Genomic DNA, 18,848 nt, shown 5'->3' on the forward strand with positions numbered 1-18,848 from the left:
CCGGGTCTCACGACAGGCCGGCCGCCTTGCGCTCCTCGGCCGTCAGCGGCGGGGCCGTCAGGGCGGGCTTCAGCGGCCCCGCCAGCGCCGCCACGAGCATCCGCGGGGTCAGCAGCACCGCCGGGCCCCGCTCCAGCGAGGTCACGTCGGTGACGTGCCGCGCGACGCGCCCGTTCCCGGTGGCCGTGTGCATCAGCCGGCCGACGTACGCGGCCAGCCACCGGTCCCGCACGGACGGGCCGTCGTGGGTCGGCCCCGGGTAGAACACGTCCTGGCCCAGGGCGAGGTCCCAGGCCGCGCCCACCGGCCGGGCCACCGCGCGCTGCGCGCGGCGGGCCAGTCCCGGCGTCCCCCAGCCGTGCCGCCGCACCGTCGCGCGCAGCGCCGCCGCGCCGCGCGCCGCCACCGCCATGCCGTGGCCGTAGACGGGGTTGAACGCGGCGAGCGCGTCCCCGGCCACCACCAGGTTCTCCGGCCACGCCGTCATCCGCTCGTAGAGGAAACGGCGGTTGGAGGTGGCCCGGGTGAGTGCCACCTCCGTCTGCGGGACCGCCTCGCCGAGCAGGTCGGCGATCACCGGGTGCCGCAGCTCCTCGCGGGCGAAACGCTCGAAGTCGGCCGCCCGGGCGGTGGGTTCGCCGCCCCGCGTGCCGAACAGGGTGACCAGCCAGCGCCCGTCCTCCACGGGCAGCAGCACGCCGCCGCGGCCCGGTCCCCCCGCCCGCGGGTCCTGCTGCACGTTGACGACCGGGAAGCCGTCCCGGGCCGCCTCCGGGGCGAGGTAGAGACGGCTCGCGTACACCAGCCCGGTGTCGACCTCCCGGCACTCGGGAGCGGGCAGCCCGGCGTCGGCCAGCCACCGGGCGGTGCGGGAACCGCGCCCCGTGGCGTCCACCACCAGACCGGCCCGCAGCGTGCGCTCGGCGCCGTCGTCCGTCCGGATCCGGACGCCGGTGACGGCGGTGCGGGCGCCGTCGAGCGCGAGGACCTCGGTCCGGTCGAGCAGCTCGATCCGCCGGTCGCCGAGCACCTGGGCCCGCAGGGTCGCCTCCAGCAGGTCACGGGTGCACAGCAGCATGTGGTGGGACTCGTCCCAGCGCCGGTACCAGCCGTGCGGTGACAGCACCACCATGTTCGTGGTGACCGGCTGGCGGTGGGCCCCCGCCGCCCGCAGCCGCTCGGTGACGCCCGGCACGAGTTCCTCCAGGGCGCGCGCCCCGCCCGACCACAGCTGGTGCGCGTGCCGTGCCTGCGGGACGCCGCGCCGCGGCTCGGGACCGGCGGGCAGCGCGTCGCGCTCCACCACGGTGACCCGGGCGAACGGGGCCAGGGCCCGCGCGGCGAGCAGCCCGGCGACGGATCCGCCGAGCACGACGGCGGTGGCGGGACGTCCGCTCATGGACGGACGTCTTCTCTCTGGGACGGCGGGCACGCTCTTCGTTCTCCTGACCTGTCGTGGGTTCTCGGTGAGGGGGCTTCCCCCGGCCCGCGCCCGCCGTCCGGCGGGGCGGTCGCGGTGGTCACCGGGCCGGTTCCCCGCGCCCGGGGGACGCGCCGCGGGAGACGGTCGCCGGGGGGTCCGCCGCGAGGGCGGCGGCCCGTGCGCGGACCGCCTCCACGGTGTGGGGGCGGCGCAGCTCCCGGGAGACGGCGCCGATCTCCCGCAGCAGGTCGGTGGTGTCGGGGTCCTGGGTGCCCTCCTCGTCCGGCGCACGGCGCCTGGCCTCGACGGCCTCCAGGATCGACACGGCGTTCGCCAGCGCCCCGGCACGCTCCGGCGGGAACCCGAGACCGAGCGCGGCCTCGCGCGTCCGGTCACGCCGTTCCTCGTCGATGTGCCGGGCCAGCAGGAGCAGTTCGTCGCGGATGAAGGTCTCCCGGCGGATCAGGCGCAGCTCCGGGGTGGCGCGCAGCAGGAACGGCACACCCCTGCCGTTGGCCGAGCGCATCAGCAGGTACAGCGGCCGCAGCCGGTGGAGGGCGAGCCGGACGTGCCAGCGCTCGTGCAGGTACTGGCCGGCGTGCGGGAGGATGAAGCCCACCGCGATCAGGATGGCCGACAGGCAGGCGACGGGGGGCGCCAGGTCGGTGCTGAGCCAGTCCAGGTCGTTCCCGGTCCAGCGGGCGGCGACGGCGGTGAGCTTGGCGGCGTCGAAGACCAGGTTCAGCGCGTAGCCGACGCCCAGGAACTTCAGGCCCCACCGCAGCCAGGCGTCCAGTCCCTCGGTCTGCACCCAGTTCCACAGCAGCCGGCAGGTGATGAGGACGGCGACGGTGTGCGCGAGCAGGTAGAGCACGATCTGCTCGCGCATGAACGGCGTGGTGGCGTAGTACGTGTCCAGGTCCCGCAGCCGCTCCACGGACGCGTCCGCGAGGAAGAACAGCACCCACAGGGCGACGATCACCCCGGAGTAGAGGGAGATCACCCAGCGCATCGCCCGCCGGGTGGCGGCGGAGCGGTCCGACAGCCCGTTGCGCCAGGCGATGATCAGCAGCAGGCAGGAGGCGCAGAACGCGGTGAGGAGGGAGTAGCACCACGGCGCCGAGATGTTCGGCACCCCCGTGACGCGGTTGACCCGGGCGATGGTGGTGGGCGCCACGAAGACGAAGACGGCGCAGGCGAGCAGGAGCAGCCCGCCCACCGCGCGCAGCAGCGGGTCCCGCCACAGACGGACGATGGTCGGCAGTTTGATGATCAGGGCCGCGGTGAGGACGCCCGTGGGGATCCAGAAGGAGATGTAGAGGTCGCCGAGGACGTCCGAGGGCGTGGCGGCGAGCGGGGCGTTCACCGGTGGGTCCCTCGCCGTCCGCGGTAGCCCAGGGCCCGCTGCAGCGGACCGGCGTCGGTCTCCCGGCCGTCCAGGAGGGAGCGCACGGCGGCGGCCATCCGGTGCCCGAACTCGTCGGCCTCGGCCTCGTCGGCCGCGCGGGAGCCGTCGCGGGCGGCCATGGCGAGCGCGGCGTCCCAGTCCGGTGTGCCGTCCGTCAGGACCCGCTGGGCCGTCACCGGGGCGTGGTGCCGGTGCCCGGCGTGCATGTGCCACAACTCGTGTCCGAGGATGACCAGTTGCTGCATGGCCTCCGCTCGCTCCTCCACGATGACCAGGTCGAAGTCCTGGAACTCCACCCACAGGCCGGTCACTTCGATCTCGTCGGGGAAGCGTTCGAAGCGCAGGACCACGGGCCGTCCTCCGCGCCGCGAGCTCATCTCCTCGCACAGCACCCGGCACACCGCCCGGACGTCCGTGAGGGGACCGGGCCGTGCGCGGAGCGCGGTGGCGAGATCGCCGGCCAGGCGGCGCAGGGCGGCGCGGGTGCGGGACCGCCGCAGCGCCGAGGCGAGCCGTACGGCCCGCGTCCGTGCGCCCGCGCCATCCATCAGGTCCTCTCGCCCGTGCGACCGCCGCACCCCAGGCTGTTCGAGCCTACGCGGCCGGACGTGTCCGCGTCACGTGATCCGGTGTCCGCCGCACGGCCGGGACGGCCGTGCGCGGCGACGAGTTCTGTCCGGGGCATTGACGCGGTCCCGCCCGGCACCTACGGTCCCGTTCGAAGTTACGGGCGTCATTCGAAATCTCGAACGCAGTGGCATTCCGCACACTGCGGCATCTCGACCACAGCGGCACCTCGACCACAGCGACACCTCGGACACTCGATGAGCAGATGGGGCAGGGAATGGGACGACCTGGCCTGAACCGCAGGCAACTCCTCGCCGGGCTCGGCGGGCTGACGGTCGCCGGGAGCTTCGGCTTCGCGGCGCTCGGCACGGGGGCCGACGCGCTCGCCTCCGGCGCGGACACCCGGGTGCGCTACTGGAACCTCTTCAGCGGCGGCGACGGATACAACATGATCGCGATGCTGGACGCCTTCCGGGCGCGCCACCCCGGCATCGAGGTGAAGGACTCCACGCTCCAGTGGGGCAACCCCTTCTACACCAAGCTCGCCATGGCCGCCGCGGGCGACCGCGCCCCCGAACTCGGCGTCATGCACCTCGGCCGGGTCCCCGGCTTCTCGCCCGGCCGCCTCCTGGACCCCTGGGACACGGAGCTGCTGGCCCGATTCGGTGTGCGCGAGGCCGACTTCGACGCCGGCCTGTGGCGGCGCGCCGTCGTCGACGGCAGGCTCTACGCCCTCCCGCTCGACATCCACGTCCAGCTCTGCTTCTACCGCAAGGACGTCCTGGACCGCGCCGGCCTGCTCGGCCCCGACGGCCGCATGGCGCCGGTGACGTCCGCCGAGGAGTGGTTCGACGTGCTGAGGGAGGCCAAGGGGGCGACGAGGAAAGGGCTCCAGACCATCGGCCTGTGGCACAACGACCAGAACTTCCAGTGGTGGTTCTTCGTCGCCTTCTACACCCAGCTCGGCGGCACCTGGTTCGACGACGCCAACGCGCGCGTCACCTTCGACACCGAACGCGCCACCCGGGTCCTGCAGTTCCTGCGCCGCCACCTCACCGACGGGTACGCCGATCCCGGCTACGGCGGCGGCGCGGGCGCCGAACAGTTCGTCAACGGCGCCCCGTTCGTGTGGGAGGGCAACTGGTCCGTGCCGGTCTTCGACTCCGCGAAGGCCGAGTACGGCGCCGTCCCCCTGCCGCCCGTCTTCGGCCGCCCCGCCACCCACGCCGAGTCCCACGCCTTCGTGCTGCCGCACCAGGCGGGCCGGGGCGGGGCCGCCGACGAGGCCGCCCACCGGCTCGCCGCGTACATCGTCCGGCACGCCCGGCAGTGGGCCGCGGGCGGCCACATCCCCGCCCACACCCCCACCCTGTCCACCCCCGCCTACCGCGCGCTCGAACCGCAGAACGAGTACGTGTCCGCGATGGACCACCAGGCCACCGAGCCCAAGGTGTGGTTCGCCGGCTCCACCGGCATCCTCGCCCAGCGGGTCGGCCCGATCGTGGTCTCCGCCACCACCGGCTCCGCCCGGCCCGACGCCGCCGCCCGCCGGATGAGGAGCGAACTCGCCGCCCTGCTCGCCTCCAGGAACCCGATGGACGGCCGCACCGCCGCCGAGGCGGGTGACGCCGCATGACCGCCACCGGAGCACGGACCGTCCTCCGCCCGGCCCGGGTCGGGGACGCCGCTCCCGCCGCCCCCGCCACCTCCGTCCGCCGCGGGCAGGGCCTCCAGCACGGCGGCTGGTTCGTCGCCCCGTTCCTCGCCCTGTTCGCCCTCTTCGTCGTCTGGCCGCTGCTGCGCGGCCTGTACCTCAGCTTCACCGACGCCAACGTCTCCGGGGACCACGCCTCCTTCGTCGGCCTCGACAACTACCGGGAGGCCCTGGACGACCCGCTGATGTGGGAGGCCCTCGGCCACAGCGCGTACTTCACGCTGCTGGTGGTGCCCTGCATCACCGTCCTGGCGTTCCTCCTCGCGATGCTCGCGCACCACATCGAGCGCGGGAAGTGGCTGTGGCGGCTGTGCTTCTTCACGCCGTTCCTGCTGCCGTCCACCGTCGCCGCCAACCTGTGGCAGTGGCTGTTCAACCCCGGCACCGGCATGGTCAACCACGTCCTCGGCCTGGAGACGCCCTGGCTGACCGACAAGTCGTACGCGATGCTCGCCGTGGTCGTCACCACCCTGTGGTGGACCGTCGGCTTCAGCTTCCTGCTCTACCTCGCCGCCCTGCAGAACATCCCCGCGCACCTCTACGAGGCCGCCGCCCTGGACGGCGCCAACGCCTGGCACCGCGCGGTCCGCATCACCCTGCCGATGCTGCGCACCATCACGGGACTGGTCGTGACGCTGCAGATCCTCGCCTCGCTCCAGGTCTTCGACCAGGCCGTGGTGCTGCAGGACTTCGGGCCCGGCCCCGAGGGCTCCACCCGCACCTTCGTGCAGTACACCCTCGAACAGGGCTTCACCAGCTACCGCGTGGGCTACGCCTCCGCGATCTCCCTCATCTTCTTCGTGCTCATCGCGGCGGTCGCCCTCGTGCGGATGTGGCTGCTGCGCACCCGTGAGGAGGACGGCCGATGACCACCGCCGCCGTACCGCGCCCCCGCCGCCCCTGGACCCCCGGCCAGATCGTCCTCACCCTGCTCGGCACGGCCGTCTCCGCGGTGTTCCTCGCGCCGCTCGCCTGGGCGCTGCTCACCTCCCTGAAGTCCGAGAACGAGGCCGTGGAGGTGCCCCCGCACTGGCTGCCCGAGGACTGGACCGGCCAGGCGTGGACGGCCGTCCTCGAGACCGGCGACATCACCAACTGGTTCGTGAACTCCCTCGTGGTGTCGGTGTGCGTCACGGCCGTCGTGCTGCTGGTCGGCGCCCTCGCCGGATACGGCTTCGCCCGCACCGAGTTCCGCGGCCGGGCGGCGCTGATGGGCGTGGTGATGGCCGGCCTGATGGTCTCCCCGGCCGTGCTCGGCGTGCCTCTGTTCACCACCGTGCAGCAGCTCGGCATGGTCGACACCTACTGGGGCATGATCCTGCCGCAGTGCGCGCCCGCCGCGATGGTCTACATCCTCTACAAGTTCTTCCAGGGCGTGCCGCGCGAGCTGGAGGAGGCCGCGTTCATCGACGGCGCGGGCCGCTGGCGGGTGTTCTTCACGATCATCGTGCCGCTGTCCCGCCCGTCCCTCGCCGCGGTCGGCATCTTCACCTTCATCAGCTCCTGGAACAACTTCCTGTGGCCGTACATGGTCACCAACAACCCCGACCTGATGACCATGCCGAACGGCATCGCGACCGTCATGAACTCCTACGGCATCCAGTGGGCCCAGCTCATGGCCGGCGGACTCATGGCGGGCCTGCCGCTGATCGTGGTCTTCGTCTTCTTCCAGCGCCAGATCGTGGCGGGCGTCGCCCACACCGGCCTCGCCGGCCAGTGACGCGCCCGCCGCAGGACCCGACCCGTCGAGAGGACACGATGCGCACCGCCCGCTTCACCCTGGACCCCGCCTTCACCGTCGGCACGGTCGACCCCCGCCTGTTCGGCTCGTTCGTCGAGCACCTCGGCCGGTGCGTCTACACCGGCGTGTTCGAACCGGGCCACCCCACCGCCGACGCCGACGGCATCCGCGGCGACGTCCTGGACCTGGTCCGCGAGCTCGGGGTCACCGCCGTGCGCTACCCCGGCGGCAACTTCGTCTCCGGCTACCGCTGGGAGGACTCCGTCGGCCCCGTCGAGGACCGCCCGCGCCGCCTGGACCTGGCCTGGCGCTCCACCGAGACCAACCGCTTCGGCCTGTCCGAGTACATCGCCTTCCTGCGGAAGATCGGGCCGCAGGCCGAGCCGATGATGGCGCTCAACCTCGGCACCCGGGGCGTCGCCGAGGCCCTCCAGCTCCAGGAGTACGCCAACCACCCCGGTGGCACCGCCCTGTCCGACCTGCGCGCGGCCCACGGCGACAAGGACCCCTTCGGCATCCGGCTGTGGTGCCTGGGCAACGAACTGGACGGCCCCTGGCAGACCGGCCACAAGACGGCCGCCGAGTACGGCAGGATCGCCGCCGAGACCGCCCGCGCCATGCGCCAGATCGACCCCGGCGTGCAGCTCGTCGCCTGCGGCTCCTCCGGCCGCTCCATGGCCACCTTCGCCGAGTGGGAGGCCACCGTCCTCCAGGAGACGTACGACCTGGTCGACCACATCTCCCTGCACGCCTACTACGAGCCGCTCGACGGCGACGTGGACTCCTTCCTCGCCTCCGCCGTCGACATGGAGACCTTCATCGAGGACGTGGTGGCCACCTGCGACCACGTCGGGGCCCGCCTGAAGTCCCGGAAGAAGATCAACCTCTCGTTCGACGAGTGGAACGTCTGGTACATGTCCCGCACCGACGAGCAGGTGAGCGCGCTCGACTGGCCCGAGGCGCCGCGGCTGCTGGAGGACAACTACAGCGTCATGGACGCCGTCGTCCTCGGCTCGCTGCTGATCGCGCTGCTCCGGCACGCGGACCGGGTCACCGTCGCCTGCCTCGCCCAGCTGGTCAACGTCATCGCCCCGATCATGACCGAGCCGGGCGGCCCGGCCTGGCGGCAGACGACGTTCTTCCCGTTCGCCCAGGCCTCCGCGTACGGCCGCGGGGAGGTCCTCGACGTGCGCGTGGACTCGCCGACGTACGAGACGAAGCGGTACGGCGAGGCGGACCTGCTGCACGCGACCGCGGTGCGGGGCGAGGACGGCACGGTCACCGTGTTCGCCGTCAACCGCTCCCGCACCGGGCCGCTGCCGCTCGACGTCGCGCTGAACGGGCTCGGGCTGACGTCCGTCGTCGAGCACAGCGTGCTCGCGGACGCCGACCCCGACGCCCGCAACACCCTCGCCGAGCCCGAGCGGGTGGTGCCGCACGCGGCCGAGGGCACCGCGCTGGACGGCGGCCGGCTCTCGGCCGTGCTGGAGCCGCTGTCCTGGAACATGATCCGGCTGGCGTGACGCGGGGACCGCGCGCCCGGTGGGCTCACCTCCCCGGTGGGTCCACCGGCTCGACCGGGACGCCGCCGCGCGCCGCGCCCAGCAGCGTCAGCCGGACCGTGCCCGGTCCGGCCGGGGTGGTCCCGTCGGACAGCACGGCCAGCGCCAGGGTGTTGGAGCCGCGGGTGCGCAGGATGCCGTTGGGCAGCACGAAGGTGTGCTGCGGACCCACGTCGTTGACGTACTGGCCCAGGTTCCAGCCGTTGAGGAAGATCTGCGCCCGGTAGGCGCGCTCCGGGTCGTCCTCCAGGGTGAGCCCGACCGACGCGTCCAGCTCGGGTTCGAGACCGAGCCGGAAGCGGGTGCGGTACCAGGTGACGCCCTGCCGCCGCTCCGCGCGCGGGAGTTCCACCACCCGCCAGCCGCGGTCGTCGTGGTCCGGCAGGTGCCAGCCGCGCCGTTCCCCGTACAGGCCGCCGTTGTTGAGCGGGCCGGTCACCCGCTCCGGGTCGGCGGCGCCCCGGACGCGCCACTCGACGCCGCGGTCACCGCCCGCGAACGCGGCGGCGACCAGCCCCCGGGCGGCCTTGTGGGCGTCCTCGCCGGGCTCCGTCCCGGCGTGCTGCATGGGCCGCACCAGCACGGACAGCACGTGCTCGCCGGGGGTGCGCAGCGCCCCGGGGACGGTGAACCGCGCCGTGGCCGTCCAGGTGCCGCGCGAGACGGTCCCCTCGTCGGGCGCCGGCATCCGGTGGGTGCCGAGCGGCCGGCCGTCCAGCCAGGCCATCAGCAGCCCTTGGGTGCCGGTGCTGTAGGAGAGCGCCACCGACCGGATGCCGCGCAGGTCCTCGACCCGCCCCCGGTACCAGACGTCGCCGTGGTGGAAGCCGTAGTCGTCCGCGAACAGCACGGGCCCGCCCTCGGGCACGGGCGTGGAGCTGTGCGAGGCGGTGCGGTCGGCGACCGTCCAGGCCGAGTCGTCGAAGTCCGGGTCGGACTCCGGGTTCTCCGCGCGGCACCGCCAGCCGTCGAGGGCGGGCAGCGCCACCGCCCGCACGGCCGGCATCAGCCCCTCCATCACCCGGCTGCGGGCCCGGCCCATGTAGGTGGGCACCGGCTCGCCGTTCCAGGTGACCTCGGCGATGCCGCGCGGCCCCCACACCTCCACGCCGGTCTCGATCGTGACGTCACCGGTCAGGTGGAGGGTGGAGTCGCGCAGCGCGGCCGAGCGCAGCACGGCGGGGCCGTAGACCACCAGCGGTCCGGCCGGGGTCTCGTAGGTCCACAGGCGCAGCGCGGTCTCGTCGTCGGCGAACAGCAGCACGAGGGGGGTCTCGGAGTCGCCGTCCTTGACCAGCACCCGGCTCAGGCCGCCCACGCCGAGCGGGACGACGACGTTCAGCCGGCCCCGGTCGTAGGCCCAGGCGGGTTCGGTGTCCGCGCGGTCGACGCCCGGCTGCTTCTCGCAGTCCAGCGCGAGCTGGGCGGTCTCCCCGCGACGGCCGACGAACACGGCCACGTCCTGCCGCCCGGTGGAGACGGAGAGCATCGGCTGGACGGTGGTGTAGGCGAGCGTGCGGTGGCCCAGGCGGAGGCCCGTCGCGAGCAGCTTGGCGTCGCCCGCGGCCACGGTGACCGGCACCTCGATGCCGGTGCCGGGCAGCAGGGCGCGCACCTCCTCCTCGGAGTCGTTGCGCACCACGAGGAACCGCGCGCCGGTGTCCGGGTTGGCCAGGCGGCGCACCGTCAGCCGTCCGTCCGCGACGCGCTCCTGGCCGTCGCCGGCCGGTTCCAGCCGGGCGAGGTCGGGCACGGTCCGCACCAGATGGCCGAGCTGCTGGACGGCGGCCATGTTCGGCGCCGGCTGGCGTGCCTCGTCGAGCACCGCCCCGTAGTCGTAGGAGGTGTAGACGCCGGGTCCGGGCAGCCAGCCCCACGACGTCCCGCCGAACCCCATGCCGGTGTGGTGCACGGTGACCCGGTCGGCGAGCGCGCTGAGATGGCGCCGCCGCTCGTGCACCGCGTCGTGGGTCTCGCGCACCCGCGCGTACCCCTCGCCGCCGGACAGCGCCCCGCCCCAGGCGTCGGCCGCCCCGCCCGCCACGGCGGTGAGACCGGCCGTGCGGGGCCCGTCGCCGCCGGTCCAGCCGTCCCCGTCCAGGACCGGCACGTCGATGCGGTCGGCGCGCACCGTCGCGTACAGCCGGGCCCGGTGGGCGCGCGCCGCGGGGTCCCCGGCCGGCACCGGACGCCCGTCCTCCAGCCGGTACAGCAGCACCGTCCCGCCGCCCGCGGTGTACAGGTGCCGTACGGCGATGGCGTCGACGGCGGTCAGCCACGCCTCGGCGTGCCGCAGGTACTCGGGGTCGTCGGTGCGGGCGGAGCCCGCGGCGGCCGTCAGCCAGCCGGGGAGACCGCCGGCGTCCAGGTCCGCGCCGAGGTAGGGGCCGGGCCGCAGCACCACGTACAGCCGCTCCTCGGCCGCCACGGAGAGGAAGCGGTTCAGGTCCCGCACCCCGGTGAAGTCGTGCACGCCGGGAGCGGGGGAGTGGACGTTCCACGGCACGGGCACGTCGACCGCGTTGAAGCCGTGGGCGCGCAGCTTCTGCAGCACGTCCCGCCACAGCGACGGGCTCGGCAGCCGGAAGGGGTGGACCTCGGCGGACCACAGCACCAGGCGCGCGCCGTCGACCAGCAGGGAGTGCCGGTCGTGGGTCACGCGATGGCGCCGGCCGTCGGCCTCCGGCGGCGGGGGCGGCGGCCCGGTCGGCACGACGCGCGGCCCCCGCGGGCCGGTCGCCGCCCCGCCGCTGCCGGCCAGCGCGAGACCGAGCGCGGCCGTGCCGGCCAGGGCGGTGAAGGTGCGCCTGCTGAGCTCCAAGGGAGCGCCTCCTGGTCTGTGCCACAAGGGGTGCTGGTGGGCCATTGTCCCCGAACCGGAACGCCCCCCGTTCACGCGGGAGCCCCGCACGCCCGCCGCGTTCACCGGCGGTGTGCGGACCGGGAGCGAAGGGCCGGAGCCGGCCCTGGCCGGGAGTCACCGCCGGGAACGACCCGTCCGAGGTCGGCTCCATGGCCATGGACTCCACGGACGGGGACATCAGCGCGGTGCACCACCCGGCGCGGAAGCGGTGCCCGGCGAAGCGGCCTGACGGCGGGGACCCGTACGGGAGCCGGCGGGCGGTCGGGGAAGACTCCGGCCGCCCGTCCTGTCGACGCGCGCCTACTGACCGGGACGGGGCAGGTCCGTGCCGTCCCGCGCGCCGTCGCGGCCGAGCAGGTGGCGCGCGCGCAGGGCCACCTCGAGCGCGAACCGGTGGTCGGGGTCGGCGAGCCGGTCGCCCAGGTGGGCGTCCAGCGTCCGCAGCCGGTAGCGGACGGTCTGGGCGTGCACCCCCAGCGTCTCGCCGACCTGCTCGGCGGGTGCGCGGGTGGAGACGTGCACCCGGAGGGTCTCGACGAGCCGGTCGCGCCGCTTGGCGGTCAGTCCGTCGAGCGGCGCCAGCTCGCGGGCGGCGAGACGGTCGACCAGGGCGGGGTCGGACAGCAGCCACAGCGTCGTCAGATGGTCCTCGCAGCGGACCAGCGGGGCGTCCGGCACGACGCCGTCGTCGACGAGCTGCAGCAGGCGGCGGGCCCAGCGGACGGAGTCCGCGGCCTGGGCGACCGGCACGGCCAGGCCCACCGCGGCACGGGTGCCGGACAGGGCCGTACGGAGCATCTCGAGGCGTTCGGGAGTGAGCTCACCCGGCACGAGCAGATGCGGCTGCGGGATGTCGAAGTCGGCGAGGACGTCGCTGTCGAGCCCGGCCTGGATGTGCTCGGGGACCGGCGGGCGCAGGGCGACGAGGAAACACGTCCGGGGCAGTTCCCAGGCGGCGGACGCGCACAGTTCGGACGCGGTCGTCCGGGGGAGCGGGGAGGCGGCCAGAAGGAGGTGCAAGAGCTGTCTTCGTAACGCGGACACCTCGGACGCGGCTCTCTCCCGTACCTCCGTGTACCCCTCCCGGGTGACGGCCTCCAGCTCCTCGACGTACGCGAACAGGGCGTCGGCGAAGGCGAGGACCGTGGTGGGGGAGAGGCTGTGCTGCCGCCCCAGTGTCTTGGCCCGGCGCAGTGCGATGCGCGCGCCGAGCCGGTAGGCGCCCTGGAGCACCTCCAGGTCACGCCCCTCGTAGGCCTCGACCCGGCCGAACCTGCGCAGGAGTTCGTCCCGCAGCTCCGAAGTCGTGCCGGGATCGGCCACCCGGTCCACGAAGGCGGTGAGCGCCTGCTCGACGCCCTGGCGGATGGCGTGCCCGTCGGGGCCGTTGAGCAGCCTGCCGTACACCGGGTAGGCGCGGGTGACCTCGGTGCGTATCTCGTTCAGCAGCCCCGGCAGCAACGGCCGCATGATGGCGGCGAACTGCCGGGGGAGGGGATCGAGCGGCTCGCCGAGCACCGAAGGACGTTCGATTGAGGGCATGAGTGATCCCTTGCTCTCCGACCTGTCCGGCGGGGCGGCCGACCGGGTACGCCCCGCCGGACGGAGCCCGGCCGGGCCGCCGCGTGCACCGGTCTGAGCAGCCGACGGTAAGTCAACTTCGTTGTGTTGTACACATCTTGTGCAGAAACCGCTTCACCGGGAGTGGTGTGGTTCCCCGGGGAGGACGGGCGTCCCCGGGGAACCCGGACGGGCCGGTGGGCGGGCCGTCACTCGACGGCGGAGTGCCAGTTCTCCGCCAGCACCGCGCCGGCGCGGGGGGCCACGGTGCCGGGCGCGTTGAGGCCGGTGAGGTAGGTCTGCGTGTTGTTGAGGGTGAGGCTGTTGTTCCCGGAGGCGGAGGGCAGTCCGGTCTTGGCGTTCACCGCCAGGTTGATCAGACCGACGTTCAGGCCGCAGCCGGTGGCGCCGGGGACCGCGAAGGTGCTGTCGTTCTGGGTGGAGCCGGTGAGGTTGATCCGGCTCATCTCACCGGCCGGGTCGGAGGTCCCGTCACCCTGGAAGAAGGTCATGTCGAACGCCGGGAAGTCGCGGTTCTCGGGGCGCAGCACGATCGGGTTGGCGGCCGTGCCGATGTAGCACTTGCTGCCGAGCAGCGGGTTCTCCAGGTGGATGCGGACCGGCAGGGCGACGATGGGCATGTCCGTCAGGATGCCCGCGGTCTGGTTGAAGTCGTAGGGCGCGCCGACCGACTCCATGGTCGCGGTGATCTTGTTGAGGCTGGAGTTCTCCAGCGACTCGCACAGGCCCGTGATGACGGGTATGTCGCTCGGGCACATCAGGCCGAGCAGTCCGCCGGGCACGGTGGCGGGTTCGGCGATCAGCGCGCCGCCGGGCGGGGCCACCACACTGCTGGTGCCGTCCGCGTTCTGCACGATGCCGATCTGCAGGTTCGTCCTCCCCGTGACCACGGTCGTGTTGCCCAGCTTGATGGAGCCGCTGGTGGAGCTGGAGACCACGCACTGCGGTGTCTGTGCGAGGCCGTCGGCGGCCAGCATCGCCGGCGCGTCCACCGGGCAGCGGGTGAAGGGGGCCCACTCGCCGTTCAGCGCGGGCTCGGCCGCGGTCGCGGTGCCCAGGGAGGCGAACGCGCCGAGCGCGGTCAGCGCGGAGACGGTGGCGAGGCGGGTGCGGGTGGAGAACGGGGGCATCAGGGTACCTTTCGGGACTCGTGAGGGTGGGTGGAGGGGCGGAAGGCTCAGCGCTCGGCGACCGGGATCTGGTAGGGCTGGAGGTCTTCCGTGCACTGGCCCCTGGACTCGGGGGTTTCGAACACCGGAGCGCTCGGCGTGCACGTCTGCCCCTGTATCTGCTTGATGTGGTTGCCGGGTCCGGAGACGGAGGCGGTGAGGAGGCGGTCGAGGTCCTCGCGTCCGCCGCCGCACCCGGTGAAGGCGGGTATGGTCGCCTCACCGGTCAGCGGGCCGCCCGTGAGGAGCATGTAGCCGGTGGCGTCCTCGGCGTACTTCTGCTCGCCCTTTCCGTACATGACCAGGTGGTCGCCGGGGTGGTTCGCGGGGTCCGGATCGGTGGAGCGCAGCGGTTTCTCCGTCCGGCAGCCGGAACCGACGTCCAGGGGGACGCCGTTGACCTCGAGGTCCGTCACCCGGAGTCGCAGCGGGACCCGGACGAAGGTCTCCGCCACGATGTCCAGCCCCACGTAGGTGCTGGCGAATTCGATGGTCATCGGGCCGGTCTGTTCCAGCACCATGGTGGCCGTCGTCGGGACGAAACCGAAGCTGAGGAAGGTGCTCCGGAAGGGGGGCGACTGCTTGCGCCCCTCATGGTGCAGCTCGCCCTCGGCTTTGATCGTCACGACGAAATTGCCGTTCTCGTCCGGTTCGGCGAGCATCTCCTTCGTCTCGAGCAGCACGCAGGACACCGGCAGGAGCGAAGCGCCCTTCTGCTTCTTCACGTTGCTGTAGCCGGTGATGTACGCGTTCATCGACAGAGGCCCGAACGGGTTCTCCTCGGTGTAGGCGCAGGGCGGCGCGTCCCGGCCCGCCGCGGAGCCGGCCGGGTTCTCCGCCACCTCCGGCGCCCGGTCCCCCTGCCGGTCCCGCGGTGTTCCGGAGGACGGTTCCGGTGTCCCGGGGGAGGCGTCGGGCGGGGACGGCGAGCCGCTCGGCTCCGCGGCGTCCGCACCGACCGGCACGGTGGCCAGCAGCCCGCCCTCCGGCGTCCTGCCGGCGGGGGAGCACGAGACGGTCAGCGACCGGGGGCCGACGGCGGTCCCGTCCGCCGCGCCGGGCGTCAGGTCGACGGTGAGGTTCCCGGCGGAGAACCTCAGTTCGCCGTGGCCCTGTCCGGTCACCGTCGGGACGTCCCCCGTCGCGGTCAGCGTCAGAGGCCCGGACGCGGGCAGAGCGGCCGGCTGCGCGGTGCCGTGCCAGATCGCCTCGGCCGCGGCCTCCCCCTGGGCGACGCCCACGGTGAGACGGGTCGCGGCCCGCACGGTGGCCGCCTCGAGCGCGGTGAGGTCCGCGACCGCCTCGGCCGGCAGTTCCACGGTGGTGGTGACGCCGGCGGGCGAGATCGCCTCGCCCCGCTCCGCCCGGTCGGGGAACTCCGCCGAGATCCGCACCGTCGACGCCCGTTCTCCCGAGGGGAGGGCACAGACGTAGGGCAGTTCGGCTTCGACCTTCTGGGGGCCCGCGGCGGAAGCCGCGGCCGGGACCATGGCGGCCAGTACGACGAACGCCGCGATCGCCGCGCCCCTGACGCGGACACGGGAGGGCCGTGACGCGGCGGTGCGGTTGCCTCTCAAAGCTACTCCGCTCGGGTTGTCCGGAGGTTGCCCGGAATCGGGGTGCGGGGGGCCGGCACCGGCCGGTTCCGGCACGGGTGGCCCGCGAACGCCCGGCCGGGTCGCCGGCCGGGCGTTCGCGGACGGGGGCGTCTTACGGGTTGGTGCCGACGATCGTCGGGATGGCGCCGTTCGCCGCCTTGATGGCGTAGTTGCCCTTGAAGAGGGGCTTGGTGGCGGTCGTGATGACCGTGCCGCAGTTGACCGGGTTGGTGACGGTCAGTTCGCCGGCGACGCTGTTGACGGCCAGGATGCCGGTGGAGTTGGTGTAGGTGGCCGAGGCCTTGCCCTTCACCGTGAACTTGCAGACGCCGGCGGTCACGTTGGCCGTGACGTTGCCGACGTAGCCCTTGGTGACGCCGGCGGCGTAGTCCTGCGCGACGACGGTCCAGGGGGTGACCGCCACGGTGGTGACGGTGCCCAGGACGCTGGTGCACGGGGTGGAGGCGGTGCCGAAGTTGATGGCGCTGATGGTGGCGACCTGGGCCGGGTTGCCGGTGGCGCTCCCCATGGTGCCCGAGGCGCTCGAGGTGGTGCACGTCATCGGGATGGTGGCGGTCAGCACGATGTTGCCGACGTTCGTCGCCGTGTAGCCGCCGCCCGGGGTGACGGTCCACGTCGTGGACGGCACCGCCGAGGCGGGGGAGAGGGTGAGGCCGAAGGCGGCCGTGGCCGCACCCGCCACGACAGCGGTCCTTCTGAAGGTCTTCTTCATGGCTCGGAAATCTCCTTGAGGGTTGACCGGCGGAGACGGGCCGTGGCCGACGTGGGTGACGGAACGTGTGTACGGCCCGCGGCCGGACGTGGCCTGTCCGTGAGCCATGACGTTACTGGCGGTAAACTTAGCTGAACAATGCGGCGGTCCATGATTCTTTTAAAAGGGGAACAAGCTGTTTCCGGAGTGAGTGGTCCGCAGTTCACCTTACTCAGGTGCCGTCAAGGACGACAGGTGTGCGCCGGTAGCGGTCCGCCATTCCCCGAAGAGCTTCCGTTTCGTGCTCCGTGCTCACCGGCTGACAAGTTCCCGTGAGCTTCTTGTGCTCTTGCTGACAAATTTCGGATGGTCGGAGCCGGTATCCCGGAAAACTCGGATCACGGTGTTGCCTGCCGAGGTTACTCAGCCGTAACGTGCCGGTGTGGTGCTCGGTTCCAGGTCGGCGGCCCCTGTCGGCCGGAGCCGCGACGGACGTTTTCCGACCCATCCTCCCCCGGTTCGGGTGTCTGTCGGCAGGGTCTCGCGTGCCTCCACGCCCCCCGGAGCGGTGAGACCTTGTCTGTCTCCCCGGAGACAGATGCGGGGGTGCGGTGTTGTCGGTGCGGTGACAAGTTCCGGGGGGCCGGCGCGCATCCGGTGTCCCGCCCGTTGTCGATGGGCTCCGCATCGACTTAACGTGCGCCCGCGGCGCATATTCGACGGACGTCCGCTGGAGGTGATATGGGAATCGAAGTCGTGGTCGAGGGACTGACCAAGTCCTTCGGCAGGCAGAACATCTGGCGGGACGTGTCACTCACTCTTCCGGCCGGAGAAGTCAGTGTGATGCTGGGTCCTTCCGGCACCGGAAAGACGGTTTTTCTGAAGTCGCTCATCGGGCTGCTCAAACCCGAAAAGGGCCGTGTCCTCGTCGACGGGGTGGACATGGTGAACAGTCCGGAGAGGGATATCTACGAAGCCCGCAAACTGTTCGGTCTCATGTTCCAGGACGGAGCCCTTTTCGGGTCCCTGTCCCTTTTCGACAACATCGCCTTCCCGCTGCGTGAGCACACCCGCAAGAAGGAGTCCGAGATCCGCCGCATCGTCATGGAGCGGATCGAGGTCGTCGGACTGCTGGGCGCGGAGGGCAAGCTCCCGGGTGAGATCAGCGGAGGCATGCGCAAGCGGGCCGGGCTGGCCCGCGCGCTCGTGCTGGACCCGCAGATCATCCTGTGCGACGAACCGGACTCGGGGCTCGACCCGGTCCGCACCGCCTACCTCTCGCAGCTGCTGATCGACCTGAACGCGCAGATCGACGCGACGATGCTGATCGTCACCCACAACCTCGACATCGCCGCCACCGTGCCCGACAACATGGGGATGCTCTTCCGGCGCGAGCTCGTCACCTTCGGCCCGCGCGAGGTGCTGCTGACCAGCGAGGAGCCGGTCGTCTCCCAGTTCCTCGGCGGCCGGCGCGAGGGGCCCATCGGGATGTCCGAGGAGAAGGACGCGGCCACCCTCGCCGCCGAGGCGGACACCGCCGTCCCCGCCGCGCCCCGGGTGATCGTCCCGCAACTGGAGCCGTCGCCCGGCCTCCCGCCGCGCCGCGCCGTCGCCCGGCGGCGTGACCGGGTCATGCGCATGCTCGACACCTTGCCGCCCGCCGCGCGCTCCGCCATCCGCGAGACCTACGCGCGGGACGCGCGGGCGGCCACCGTGACGATGCCCGTCGCCGGGAGCGGCGCATGATCAGCGGCGCGCTGCGCGAGACCGGCAGGCTCTTCACGCTCGCCGCCGAAGTCAGCCGCGCCGCCTTCCGAAGACCCTTCCAGTTCCGCGAGTTCGTCGAACAGTTCTGGTTCGTCGCGAGCGTGACGATCCTGCCCGCCGCCCTCGTCTCCATCCCCTTCGGCGCCGTCATCGCCCTCCAGGTCGGCTCCCTCACCCAGCAGCTCGGCGCCCAGTCGTTCACCGGAGGCGCCAGCGTCCTCGCCGTCGTCCAGCAGGCGAGCCCGCTCATCGTCGCGCTGCTGATCGCCGGCGCCGGCGGTTCCGCCATCTGCGCCGACCTCGGCTCCCGCAAGATCCGCGAGGAACTCGACGCCATGGAGGTCATGGGCGTCTCCCCGGTGCAACGGCTGGTCGTGCCCCGGGTCCTGGCCGCGATGGGCGTCGCGGTCCTGCTCAACGGCCTGGTCTCCGTCGTCGGCATCCTCGGCGGCTACTTCTTCAACGTCGTCATGCAGGGCGGCACCCCCGGCGCCTACCTCTCCAGCTTCTCCGCCCTCGCCCAGCTGCCCGACCTGTACGTCAGCGAACTCAAGGCCCTGGTCTTCGGGTTCATCGCCGGCATCGTCGCCGCCTACCGGGGCCTCAACCCGCGCGGCGGCCCCAAGGGCGTCGGCGACGCCGTCAACCAGTCCGTCGTCATCACCTTCCTCCTGCTCTTCTTCGTCAACATGGTGATGACGGCCGTCTACCTCCAGATCGTCCCGCCGAAGGGAGGCTGAGGT

Annotated in this window: 14 protein-coding genes; 6 read left to right on the plus strand and 8 right to left on the minus strand. The window is 72.8% G+C overall.

What is annotated here, in order from left to right; translation table 11 throughout:
- Positions 1-7: 7 nt before the first annotated feature.
- The 3 genes from C1708_RS22415 to C1708_RS22425 form a co-directional block, all read right to left on the minus strand.
- Positions 8-1,399 (minus strand): FAD-dependent oxidoreductase, encoded by a 1,392-nt coding sequence (locus tag C1708_RS22415; RefSeq protein WP_107503093.1) that lies wholly within the window; start codon positions 1,397-1,399, stop codon positions 8-10.
- 121 nt (positions 1,400-1,520) lie between these two features.
- Positions 1,521-2,789, minus strand: a complete 1,269-nt coding sequence (locus C1708_RS22420) for an MAB_1171c family putative transporter (RefSeq protein ID WP_106414351.1) — start codon at positions 2,787-2,789, stop codon at positions 1,521-1,523.
- Positions 2,786-3,379: a toxin-antitoxin system, toxin component family protein gene (locus C1708_RS22425; RefSeq protein ID WP_198602564.1), complete on the minus strand. Its 594-nt coding sequence runs from the start codon at positions 3,377-3,379 to the stop codon at positions 2,786-2,788. Before C1708_RS22425 ends, C1708_RS22420 begins: the two co-directional genes overlap by 4 nt.
- A 296-nt stretch (positions 3,380-3,675) precedes the next feature.
- On the opposite strand from C1708_RS22425, the gene C1708_RS22430 reads away from it, so the two are divergent.
- From C1708_RS22430 to arfA, 4 genes are read left to right on the plus strand one after another with little or no spacing between them, the layout of a single operon-like run.
- Positions 3,676-5,034 (plus strand): extracellular solute-binding protein, encoded by a 1,359-nt coding sequence (locus tag C1708_RS22430; protein WP_106414352.1) that lies wholly within the window; start codon positions 3,676-3,678, stop codon positions 5,032-5,034.
- Positions 5,031-5,981 (plus strand): carbohydrate ABC transporter permease, encoded by a 951-nt coding sequence (locus C1708_RS22435; protein WP_106414353.1) that lies wholly within the window; start codon positions 5,031-5,033, stop codon positions 5,979-5,981. The genes C1708_RS22430 and C1708_RS22435 overlap by 4 nt, the downstream gene beginning before the upstream one ends.
- Positions 5,978-6,832: a carbohydrate ABC transporter permease gene (locus C1708_RS22440; RefSeq protein WP_106414354.1), complete on the plus strand. Its 855-nt coding sequence runs from the start codon at positions 5,978-5,980 to the stop codon at positions 6,830-6,832. Before C1708_RS22435 ends, C1708_RS22440 begins: the two co-directional genes overlap by 4 nt.
- A gap of 38 nt (positions 6,833-6,870) precedes the next feature.
- Entirely contained in the window at positions 6,871-8,376 is a 1,506-nt protein-coding gene (gene arfA, locus C1708_RS22445; RefSeq protein WP_106414355.1) for an arabinosylfuranosidase ArfA, read from the plus strand.
- 25 nt (positions 8,377-8,401) lie between these two features.
- Here arfA and C1708_RS22450 read toward each other — a convergent pair whose 3' ends face one another.
- From C1708_RS22450 to C1708_RS22470, 5 genes are all read right to left on the minus strand, one after another.
- The gene (locus tag C1708_RS22450; protein WP_106414356.1) at positions 8,402-11,236 is read right to left on the minus strand and encodes a beta-galactosidase; all 2,835 of its coding nucleotides are present in this window, start codon (positions 11,234-11,236) and stop codon (positions 8,402-8,404) included.
- A 342-nt stretch (positions 11,237-11,578) separates the two neighbouring features.
- Positions 11,579-12,820, minus strand: a complete 1,242-nt coding sequence (locus tag C1708_RS22455) for a PucR family transcriptional regulator (RefSeq protein WP_106414357.1) — start codon at positions 12,818-12,820, stop codon at positions 11,579-11,581.
- A 227-nt stretch (positions 12,821-13,047) separates the two neighbouring features.
- Positions 13,048-13,989 (minus strand): hypothetical protein, encoded by a 942-nt coding sequence (locus C1708_RS22460; protein WP_106414358.1) that lies wholly within the window; start codon positions 13,987-13,989, stop codon positions 13,048-13,050.
- 47 nt (positions 13,990-14,036) lie between these two features.
- Positions 14,037-15,605: a DUF6801 domain-containing protein gene (locus C1708_RS22465; RefSeq protein WP_106414359.1), complete on the minus strand. Its 1,569-nt coding sequence runs from the start codon at positions 15,603-15,605 to the stop codon at positions 14,037-14,039.
- A 133-nt stretch (positions 15,606-15,738) separates the two neighbouring features.
- Positions 15,739-16,359: a hypothetical protein gene (locus tag C1708_RS22470; protein ID WP_106414360.1), complete on the minus strand. Its 621-nt coding sequence runs from the start codon at positions 16,357-16,359 to the stop codon at positions 15,739-15,741.
- A gap of 720 nt (positions 16,360-17,079) precedes the next feature.
- Between C1708_RS22470 and C1708_RS22475 the strand changes: the two genes are divergently transcribed.
- Both C1708_RS22475 and C1708_RS22480 read left to right on the plus strand, forming a co-directional pair.
- Complete coding sequence (locus C1708_RS22475) at positions 17,080-18,084, plus strand: ABC transporter ATP-binding protein (protein WP_106414361.1); 1,005 nt, start codon at positions 17,080-17,082, stop codon at positions 18,082-18,084.
- Positions 18,081-18,845 carry an MlaE family ABC transporter permease gene (locus C1708_RS22480; protein ID WP_106414362.1) on the plus strand — a complete coding sequence of 255 codons (765 nt, stop codon included), beginning with the start codon at positions 18,081-18,083 and terminating at the stop codon, positions 18,843-18,845. The genes C1708_RS22475 and C1708_RS22480 overlap by 4 nt, the downstream gene beginning before the upstream one ends.
- Positions 18,846-18,848 lie beyond the last annotated feature (3 nt).

This window comes from Streptomyces sp. DH-12 (assembly GCF_002899455.1).
Classification (GTDB): Bacteria; Actinomycetota; Actinomycetes; order Streptomycetales; family Streptomycetaceae; genus Streptomyces.

Bases quoted from the DNA above. Each gene is read 5' to 3' on its own strand.
- C1708_RS22480 (WP_106414362.1), top strand. From the start codon at position 18,081: ATGATCAGCGGCGCGCTGCGCGAGACCGGCAGGCTCTTCACGCTCGCC.
- C1708_RS22435 (WP_106414353.1), top strand. From the start codon at position 5,031: ATGACCGCCACCGGAGCACGGACCGTCCTCCGCCCGGCCCGGGTCGGG.
- C1708_RS22470 (WP_106414360.1), bottom strand. From the start codon at position 16,359: ATGAAGAAGACCTTCAGAAGGACCGCTGTCGTGGCGGGTGCGGCCACG.
- C1708_RS22430 (WP_106414352.1), top strand. From the start codon at position 3,676: ATGGGACGACCTGGCCTGAACCGCAGGCAACTCCTCGCCGGGCTCGGC.
- C1708_RS22425 (WP_198602564.1), bottom strand. From the start codon at position 3,379: ATGGATGGCGCGGGCGCACGGACGCGGGCCGTACGGCTCGCCTCGGCG.
- C1708_RS22440 (WP_106414354.1), top strand. From the start codon at position 5,978: ATGACCACCGCCGCCGTACCGCGCCCCCGCCGCCCCTGGACCCCCGGC.
- C1708_RS22475 (WP_106414361.1), top strand. From the start codon at position 17,080: ATGGGAATCGAAGTCGTGGTCGAGGGACTGACCAAGTCCTTCGGCAGG.
- C1708_RS22460 (WP_106414358.1), bottom strand. From the start codon at position 13,989: ATGCCCCCGTTCTCCACCCGCACCCGCCTCGCCACCGTCTCCGCGCTG.
- arfA (WP_106414355.1), top strand. From the start codon at position 6,871: ATGCGCACCGCCCGCTTCACCCTGGACCCCGCCTTCACCGTCGGCACG.
- C1708_RS22455 (WP_106414357.1), bottom strand. From the start codon at position 12,820: ATGCCCTCAATCGAACGTCCTTCGGTGCTCGGCGAGCCGCTCGATCCC.
- C1708_RS22415 (WP_107503093.1), bottom strand. From the start codon at position 1,399: ATGAGCGGACGTCCCGCCACCGCCGTCGTGCTCGGCGGATCCGTCGCC.